The organism is Mesorhizobium sp. M7A.F.Ca.US.002.01.1.1 (assembly GCF_004022955.1).
GTDB classification, from domain to species: domain Bacteria; phylum Pseudomonadota; class Alphaproteobacteria; order Rhizobiales; family Rhizobiaceae; genus Mesorhizobium; species Mesorhizobium ciceri.
Map to the genome: position 1 here is coordinate 1 of NZ_RZQE01000272.1, position 8,061 is coordinate 8,061.

Here is an 8,061-nt window from a genome sequence, read left to right on the forward strand (position 1 = left end):
CTGGTATCCGCGCGGCACTGAAATGCGCAACGAACGGCAGCTGTCGATCGTGGCAGCGGATGAACTCGCCATCGTCGCCGAGCGCATGGGCCTGGCCGAGATCAAGCCGGAATGGATCGGCGCCAATCTGGTGATGGAAGGGGTGCCGAACCTCTCCATGCTGCCGGCCGGCACGCTGCTGTTCTTCAAGGGCGGCGTCACCATCAAGGTCGACGCACAGAACGGCCCGTGCCGCATCGCCGGCCGGTCGATCGCCGAAAACGCCGGAATGGCCGACGTCGAAGCCGGCGCGCTGCTGTTCCCGAAAGCGGCGAAGCGGCTGCGCGGCATTGTCGCCTGGGTAGAGAAGCCAGGCACGGTTAGGGCAGGCGAAGAGATATCGCTGCGCGTGCCGGAGCAGTGGATTTATCAAGCCTGAGGGCCGGCTACGCCGCCCATGGAGCGGCGCAGCAAAAGCGCTGGACTTCAGCCCTTGCGGTTCTTCTTCACGCCTTGCGCCATGATGGAAACGTCGTCCCACTTCTCCCAGGTGGCAATGCGGTTGGCGTATTCCTGCTTGATCATCGGCAGGCCGCCATCGCCGAAGAATACCCGCAGCGGCGGCTCGGCGGCGTCGACAATGGCCAGCATGGCCGGCCCGGTGGCGTCTGGATCGCCGGCGACCGAATTGGCGCGGCGCTCGGCCATCTTGGCACGGGCGGGCGCATAGGCCTCGATCGGTTGGGACACCTTGGCCGACGGCCCGGCCCAGTCGGTGGAGAAACCGCCCGGCTCGACCAGCGTCACATGGATGCCGAATTCCGCGACCTCGATGCTGAGCGACTGGCTGAAGGCCTCCAGCGCCCATTTCGAGGCGTGGTAGAGGCCGAGCGAGGCAAAGGCATTGACGCCGCCGATCGACGAGATCTGGATGATGTGGCCGGAACGCTGTGCCCGCATGATCGGCAGTGCGGCCTGAGTGACCCACAGAGCGCCGAAGACATTGGTTTCGATCTGGTCGCGAGCTTCCTGTTCGCTGACCTCCTCGATGGCGCCGAAATGGCCGTAGCCGGCATTGTTGATGACGACGTCGAGCCGGCCAAAACGCTTGTGCGCCTCGGCGACAGCGGCATCGACGGCTTTCTTGTCGGTGACGTCGAGCTTTATCGCGGCAACCCTGTCGCCGTATTTCTCGACGAGATCGGCGAGCGTGCCGGCATCGCGGGCGGTGGCCGCGACGCTGTCGCCACGCGCGAGTGCGGCCTCGGCCCAGACGCGGCCAAAGCCTTTCGACGATCCGGTGATGAACCAAACCTTGTTTGTCATGATCTTGGAGTCCTTGCCCCTGCGGGCGTGATTTTGGATGAAAGCGGAGGCTTCTCCGCTTTCGGGCATATACGGTCGATCCTCTGATTTTCCAGAGGCGACGGGAATCTTTTGACAAAGACGCCTGAATTATCGGGGATAATTCACCTGAGACGACCAGGCCGGGTCATCGTGCTTTTGCCAGTAGCGCGCCATCAGCCGGCTGGTGATCGGTCCGACCTTGCCATTGGCGATCGCCGCGCCGTCGATCTCCGTCACCGGCATGATGCCGCCCGCGGTGGAGGTGATGAACACCTCGTCGGCCTCGCGCAATGCGGTGACGCTGACATCGGTCGCCGTGGCGGCAAGGCCTTCTTCTGCACAGAGATCGAAGACGGTGCGGCGGGTGACGCCGGGCAGCACGCCGGTGGCCGGCGTCGATAGTTTGCCGTCCTTGACGCAGAAGACGTTGAAGCCCGGGCCTTCGGCGACATTGCCGTTGAAGTCGAGGAGCAACGCGGTCTCTGCACCGCGATCATAGGCATCGTAGAGGCCGCGCACCAGATCGAGCCAGTGGTAATTCTTGATCGCCGGGTCGATCGAGGCCGGCGGAATACGCATCTTGTCGCTGATGGCGACGCGCAGGCCGCGCTGCAGCTGCTCGGCGTTGGCGACCGAGCCGAACGGCACGGCGAAGGCCATGAAGCGGTTGACCGCCTGGCGCGGGTCGCGGCTGAAGGTCGGAGAGGCGCCGCGCGTGCACAGCATTTCGACATAGGCGGCGCGATGACCGGACAGCGCCACGCAATTGTGCAAGATTTCGGTCACGCCGTCGCGGTCGAAGGGAATGGTCATGCGCAGCTTTTCCAGCCCGCCGAGGAAGCGGTCGAGATGCAGATCGAGGCGGAAGAAGCGGCCGTTCCAGACATGCACGGTGTCGTAGGTGGCGTCGGAATGCAGAAAACCCCAGTCCAGCACCGAGATCTTGGCCTGCGACATCGGCAGGTATTGGCCGTCGAGAAAGGCGATGCCGTCGGGGTAGGAATGCGGGTCGACATGGCGGTCGCCAACCACGGGCAGTTGCTTCTCGTCCTGTGTCGTCGCCGTGTGGCTCATTGGGGCCTCCTGTCACGCAAGGCGAGTCAGCAGGCTATCGGCGCAGGGCAGAACGCATAGAGCCACCCGCCCGGTGCTGTTCGGCCTCGATGACGATCTCGCCGATACATTGGATCGGAATTGCCTTAGATTGCGCGCTCTGAACGGGAGGGGGAAGATGGGCAGGCTTGGGGCCGTCATAGCAGCCATGACGATGTTCGCCGCCGCGGGCGAAGCCAGCGCCCAGTGCGCGCGCGAAGGCGAGGAATTGTGCCAGGGCGGGCAGACCTATCGCTGCGAGAAAACCGGCAGCGAATTGACACCGATCTTCCAGAACCTGCCTTGTGCGGTGAACGTGCCGTCGCTGAGCGGCACCTGGGTCGGCAGCGGCCATCAAAGCCCGGCGGGTGACGCCGGGGCCGACTGGCCGATCGCCATGACCATCAACGATGGCAGCGCGTCGATCGACTATCCGTCACTCGGTTGCGGCGGATCGCTGTCACAGACGTCCAGTGACGGCATTTCGGCGGAATACCACGAGAGCATCACCTACGGTCAGGACAAATGCATCGACGGCGGCAACATCACCGTCAGGTTTTTCAAGGAAAATCTGTCCTGGACCTGGATCGGCCAGGCCGATGGTCAGCCCTATAATGCGGTCGCAGTGCTTAAGCGGAAGTAGCCGTGGTCATTCCTCCTCGTCATCCGCGTCGAGCAGGCGCGTCGCGCGCCAGCGGGTGAGCACGACGTTGGTCTGCTCGATGACGAAGAAACGCGCCGAGTCGCGGTCGTAGCCTTCGCTCAGCAGTTTCTCGTAATCTGTGTGCATGTGGCGGATATGGGCAATCGTCGCCAACCATACGGCGATGCCTGGTGGTAAGGTCTTCATGTGGACCGCGCCGGCGTCGCCGCGGATCTTCTCCATGTCGGCATAGGGTGCCAGCGGCAGAAGTGCTGTCAGCGCCTTGGCGATGGCGCGGCGGCGACCGGTGGGCGCCGTCATCGCCGACCCCCGGGCTCGTCGCGCCCTTCGATGGTCGCCTCCGGTATAGCGTCGGTCGAGGCGAAATAGGGTTTTATGTCGATGACCGGAGTGCCGTCGAGCACGTCGATGGCGTCGAGATCGATGCGGCCGGTGTTCTGGTCGAGCCCGACGAGCCTGGCCACATGCAGCCCGATTGGGTTGGGGCGGGCAGGGGAGCGCAGCGAAAATACGCCTTTTGCTTCGGCCGCATGGCGTGGTTTCTGCACAATCAGGTCCCGCGGCGCGTGATGCAGCCAGGACAGGATGATGACGTGGCTGGCGCGCTCCAGCCCCCGTAAGCCATTTCGGTAGGGCGCGTCCATGGTCAGCACTGCCTTCTGCCCGGTCTCGCGCGCGGCGCGCATGTTCTTCGGGCAGGTTTCGCGCGTCGTCCACGGCGAGGCAATGCGGCCGATGAAGACGATGCCGTCATCCGGCGGCATCAGGGCGGGATCGTTTTCCAGCCTCTGCTCGCCTTCGCGGGCCTCGAACATCTCACGCGGTCCAGTCATGGCCCATGTCTCTTAAAACGCCACACAAGCGGCATTTTCTTGTCCGGAAGCGACATAGCGCTTGCAAGGTTTCGAAAACTGACATAAACATATGTTTATATCTTTTCAAAGAGAATACGCTGATGCATGTCTCGCTCGACACTATGGTGGATACGTTAAAGGCGGCGGCCGAATCCAGCCGATTGCGCATACTGGCACTTCTGTCGCGCGGTGACCTCACCGTTTCCGATCTTACCGAAATTCTCGGCCAGTCGCAGCCGCGCGTTTCGCGGCACCTGAAGCCGCTTCTGGAGGCAGGGCTGATCGGCCGCTACCAGGAAGGGTCCTGGGCCTTCTTCCGCCTGTCGGATGCGGATTCCGCGCGTGACTTCGTCATGGGCCTGGTTTCCGGCATTCGCGGCGCCGATCCGCAGGTCGAGCGCGATCTTGAGCGCCTGGCCTCGGTCAAGCGCAAGCGGCAGGACCGGGCGGTCGAGTATTTTTCCGTGAATGCGGCAAGCTGGGACCATATCCGCTCGCTTCATGTGCCGGACCGCGCCGTCGAAGCCGCAATGCTGAAACTGGTCGGCAAGCGGCCGTTCCAGTCGATGCTCGATCTCGGCACCGGCACCGGGCGGCTGCTCGAAATCTTCTCGCCGCTCTATCGGCGCGGTGTCGGCATCGACATGTCGCGCGAGATGCTGACCGTGGCGCGCGCCAATCTCGACAAGGCCGGCGTTTCGAACGCGCAGGTTCGGCAGGGCGACATCTTCGCGCCGCCGGTCGAGCGCGATGCCTTCGATCTCGTCACCATCCATCAGGTGCTGCACTATCTCGACGATCCCGCCCGCGCCATCCACGAGGCGGCTCGGCTTTTGCGTCCGGCAGGACGCCTGGTCATCGTCGATTTCGCGCCGCATGCGCTGGAATTCCTGCGCGAGGAGCATGCGCATATGCGGCTCGGCTTTTCCGACCGGCAGATCGCCGACTGGTTTTCGGAAGCCGGCCTCGATCTCGAAGATGCCCAGGAGTTCGAGCCGCGCGGTGGCAATGAGGCGAGGCTCACCGTGAAACTCTGGCTCGGCCGCGATCGGCGCCTGCTGATTGCCGATCCTTCCAACGACACAAGGCAGGCCAAAGAGAACTCGATGGGGGAAATCGCATGAACCAGTTCCGCTTTTCCCGCCGCCCCGACATCGGCGACAAGGTCAGGGTTTCCTTCGAATTCTTCCCGCCGAAGACGGACGAGATGGAAGCGAGGCTGTGGGAGACGGTCACAAGGCTGGAGCCGCTGAAGCCGAAATTCGTCTCGGTGACTTACGGCGCCGGCGGCTCGACACGGGAGCGCACCGCGCGCACTGTAAAGCGCATCTTGACGGAAACCGGTATTCCTGCAGCGGCGCATCTGACCTGCGTCGGGGCAACGCGCGACGAGGTCGATGCGGTCATCCGGGATTACAAATCGATCGGCATCAACCGGTTCGTGGCGCTGCGCGGCGACCCGGCCTCCGGCGTCGGCGAGCCCTACCGGCCGCATCCCGGTGGCTACGAGAATGGCGCGGAACTGGTCGCCGGGCTCAAGACGATCGCGGATTTCGACATCTCCGTCGCGGCTTATCCGGAAAAGCATCCGCAAAGCCCCGATTTCGCCACCGACATCGAGATGCTGAAGCGCAAGGTCGACAATGGCGCGACGCGGGCGATCACCCAGTTCTTCTTCGACAACGATCTCTACGAGCGCTATGTCGAGCGCGTTCGCCGCGCCGGCATCTACATCCCGATCGTGCCGGGCATCCAGCCGGTTCACAGTTTCAAGCAGGTCGCGAACTTTTCCGCGAGGGCGGGCGCGCATGTGCCCGGCTGGCTGGCGGAGCGTTTCGAAGGCCTCGACAAGGACCCGCAGACGCATGCGCTGGTGGCATCGGCGGTGGCAGCCGAACAGGTCATGGACCTGGTCGAGCGCGGTGTCGGCGATTTCCACTTCTACACCATGAACCGCGCCGATCTGGTCTTTGCCATCTGCCATATGATCGGTATTCGCTCGCACGAGGCGGCGGCCGCCGGATCAGCCGCGGCATGAGGTCGGGCTCAACAACAAAAGGCCGGGAAAACCCGGCCTTTTGAATTGGTTGGACTATTTGGGTGCTGGTCTTCCCCGCTTTGGCGGTCAGGGAAGGAAGCCCATAATGAGGGCTCCGATAAAGGCGAACGCAGCACAGATCATCAATGCGTTGATAGGCCTCGTAAGTCCCATGACATAGCCTCCTCTTAAAGAGCTATGTCATGGAGTCTAGGTTCATTTGTGCCACAGGCAAGCGGAAAATGTGCTGCATTGCGACGTGATTGTGAAATCCGCGACATGTCTTTTGCCGTTAGGCTTTGAAACTCCTAGGCAAATACCGACTTCAGACCTGTGAATAAAATGTGGCCGGCTCGTGTCGCTGCCGTGTCATGGCAGCGCTACCGCCGCGAAAGTCGAATTCGACTTTCGCGGCGATGTGGGGGTTCAAAGGACGCGCTAACGTCTTCCAAGGACGCGCCCGTCGATGGTGATGAGGCCGAGCGCGATCAGCACCACCCCGCCGATTTCGAACAGCTCCAGCCGCTCGCCTAGGAACAGGAAGCCGAGCAGCATGGCACTGGCCGGCACGACAAGCGTGACCAGCGAGGCGTTGGTAGCGCCCGCCGAGGCGACGAGGTTGAAATAGAGGATGTAGGCGACGGCTGTGGACAGAAGTGCCAGCGCCAGCACCGCCGCCCATACCGGCGGCGAGGCCGAGAACACGCCGGATGGGCCGTAGGTGAAGAGCACGATCGGGATCATGATGATGGTCGAAGCGGTCAACTGCCCGGTGGCGACGACCGGCGAGGGCACGCCCTTGAAGCGGCGGGCGACCATCAGCGCAATGCCATAGGACAGCGAAGCGCCGATCAGCGCGAATTTGGCCCAGACCGGGCCGCCAAGCCCGGAAAGCAGGCCGGGGCCGATCATGACGGCCGTACCGGCGATGCCGAGCGCAATGCCGGCGAGCTTGTTCCAGGAGAGCTTTTCGTCCGATGTCAGCGCATTGGCGAGGATCAGCGTCCAGAACGGCGTCGTGGCGTTGAGCACCGAGGCGACGCCGGCGCCAAGCTCCGTCTGGCCGGCGAAGATCAGCGAAAAGGGCACGACATTGTTGGTGAGCGCCAGCAGGAAGAACAGGCCTGCATGCGGAAGTGCGAGGCGGAAGGACGGACCGCGCAGGCCGAGATAGATCTGCAGCGCGATCGCGGCGATGGCGACGCGAAACAGCACCAGCACCAGCGGGGGGAGTTCGGCCACCGCGATGCGGGCAAAGAAGAACGAGCCGCCCCAGATCGCGCCGAGCAGCAGGAGCTGCCCCCAGTCCTTGAGCACCATCGGCCCGCGCGGTGCTGATGTCGCGGCTATTGCCATGTGAGTCGCCCTCCCAGACGGCCTGAATGCCAGTCAGTCAGGCAGAAGCCATATCGGACTCAGTGACAAGAGCCACCCGAAACCTGATCGCTGGCAAACGTTGCTGGCAAAGACCTAGCGCCCCAGCGTCAGCCGCACGAGACACAGAATTGTTTTCATTAGCCGCTAGCTTGGATTAATTGTGCGCAGCCGAAGTGAGGATTCGTCCATGCAGCGATTCGAGAATGCCCGCGAGGCGGCACTGGCGCTTCGTCCGGACGATCCGGTCTATTGCTTCCGCCCGCAAGTGCTGATGGCGGATGCCAGGCAGTTCATGGGCATGTTCCCCGGCAAGACCGCCTATGCGGTCAAGACCAATGGCGAGCAGATCGTGCTGAAGACGCTGGTCGAAGCCGGCGTCAAGGCTTTCGACGTCGCTTCGCCGGGCGAGTTCGCCGCCGTACGTGCCGTTTCCCCCGATGCCGAGATGCTCTACATGCACCCGGTCAAGGCGCAGTCGGACATCAAGCTGGCGCTGGAGAAATACGCCATCCGCGTCATTTCGCTCGATCATGAGGACGAGATCACCAAGCTGACGCGAGTGGTGCGGGCTCTCGACATCGATCCGGGCTCGATCAGCGTGTTCGTGCGGGTGCAGACCAAGGGGCATGCCGCCTACGAACTGTCGAAGAAGTTCGGCGCCGGGCCGGCCTATGCCGTCGAGCTCGCGGAGCGGCTGAACCGTGCCGGCT

General features: G+C 63.3%; 10 protein-coding genes. 5 read left to right on the plus strand and 5 right to left on the minus strand.

All coding sequences use genetic code 11. From position 1 onward, the window contains the following. Positions 1-418 (plus strand): MOSC domain-containing protein (locus EN932_RS22970; RefSeq protein WP_128369093.1); only part of this gene is annotated, 418 nt, incomplete at its 5' end. A 47-nt stretch (positions 419-465) separates the two neighbouring features. Here the strand turns inward: EN932_RS22970 and EN932_RS22975 are convergent. Further along, positions 466-1,305: an SDR family oxidoreductase gene (locus EN932_RS22975; RefSeq protein ID WP_013530928.1), complete on the minus strand. Its 840-nt coding sequence runs from the start codon at positions 1,303-1,305 to the stop codon at positions 466-468. Positions 1,306-1,434: 129 nt separating this feature from the next. Beyond that, positions 1,435-2,400 (minus strand): D-amino acid aminotransferase, encoded by a 966-nt coding sequence (locus EN932_RS22980; protein WP_027160650.1) that lies wholly within the window; start codon positions 2,398-2,400, stop codon positions 1,435-1,437. A gap of 157 nt (positions 2,401-2,557) precedes the next feature. Between EN932_RS22980 and EN932_RS22985 the strand changes: the two genes are divergently transcribed. Further along, positions 2,558-3,061, plus strand: a complete 504-nt coding sequence (locus tag EN932_RS22985) for a hypothetical protein (RefSeq protein ID WP_013530930.1) — start codon at positions 2,558-2,560, stop codon at positions 3,059-3,061. Between the two features lie 6 nt (positions 3,062-3,067). Here EN932_RS22985 and EN932_RS22990 read toward each other — a convergent pair whose 3' ends face one another. Both EN932_RS22990 and tsaA read right to left on the minus strand, forming a co-directional pair. After that, entirely contained in the window at positions 3,068-3,382 is a 315-nt protein-coding gene (locus EN932_RS22990; RefSeq protein ID WP_013530931.1) for a DUF2293 domain-containing protein, read from the minus strand. Further along, positions 3,379-3,915: a tRNA (N6-threonylcarbamoyladenosine(37)-N6)-methyltransferase TrmO gene (tsaA, locus tag EN932_RS22995; RefSeq protein WP_127388414.1), complete on the minus strand. Its 537-nt coding sequence runs from the start codon at positions 3,913-3,915 to the stop codon at positions 3,379-3,381. Before tsaA ends, EN932_RS22990 begins: the two co-directional genes overlap by 4 nt. Before the next feature lie 122 nt (positions 3,916-4,037). Here tsaA and EN932_RS23000 point away from each other — a divergent pair, with 122 nt between their 5' ends. After that, positions 4,038-5,060: a metalloregulator ArsR/SmtB family transcription factor gene (locus EN932_RS23000; protein WP_128369094.1), complete on the plus strand. Its 1,023-nt coding sequence runs from the start codon at positions 4,038-4,040 to the stop codon at positions 5,058-5,060. Further along, on the plus strand, positions 5,057-5,974 hold the full coding sequence (gene metF / locus EN932_RS23005) for a methylenetetrahydrofolate reductase [NAD(P)H] (protein ID WP_024501484.1): 918 nt from the start codon (positions 5,057-5,059) through the stop codon (positions 5,972-5,974). Before EN932_RS23000 ends, metF begins: the two co-directional genes overlap by 4 nt. 438 nt (positions 5,975-6,412) lie before the next feature. On the opposite strand, the gene EN932_RS23010 is transcribed toward metF, so the two are convergent. Beyond that, entirely contained in the window at positions 6,413-7,330 is a 918-nt protein-coding gene (locus EN932_RS23010) for a DMT family transporter (RefSeq protein WP_127385774.1), read from the minus strand. A 208-nt stretch (positions 7,331-7,538) separates the two neighbouring features. On the opposite strand from EN932_RS23010, the gene EN932_RS23015 reads away from it, so the two are divergent. Next, positions 7,539-8,061: alanine racemase (locus EN932_RS23015; RefSeq protein ID WP_206618952.1), on the plus strand; the 523-nt coding region annotated here is incomplete at its 3' end.

Excerpts from the sequence above, each read along its gene's own strand:
- EN932_RS22975 (WP_013530928.1), bottom strand. The coding sequence starts at position 1,305 with ATGACAAACAAGGTTTGGTTCATCACCGGATCGTCGAAAGGCTTTGGC.
- EN932_RS23000 (WP_128369094.1), top strand. The coding sequence starts at position 4,038 with ATGCATGTCTCGCTCGACACTATGGTGGATACGTTAAAGGCGGCGGCC.
- EN932_RS22985 (WP_013530930.1), top strand. The coding sequence starts at position 2,558 with ATGGGCAGGCTTGGGGCCGTCATAGCAGCCATGACGATGTTCGCCGCC.
- EN932_RS23010 (WP_127385774.1), bottom strand. The coding sequence starts at position 7,330 with ATGGCAATAGCCGCGACATCAGCACCGCGCGGGCCGATGGTGCTCAAG.
- metF (WP_024501484.1), top strand. The coding sequence starts at position 5,057 with ATGAACCAGTTCCGCTTTTCCCGCCGCCCCGACATCGGCGACAAGGTC.
- EN932_RS22990 (WP_013530931.1), bottom strand. The coding sequence starts at position 3,382 with ATGACGGCGCCCACCGGTCGCCGCCGCGCCATCGCCAAGGCGCTGACA.
- EN932_RS22980 (WP_027160650.1), bottom strand. The coding sequence starts at position 2,400 with ATGAGCCACACGGCGACGACACAGGACGAGAAGCAACTGCCCGTGGTT.
- tsaA (WP_127388414.1), bottom strand. The coding sequence starts at position 3,915 with ATGACTGGACCGCGTGAGATGTTCGAGGCCCGCGAAGGCGAGCAGAGG.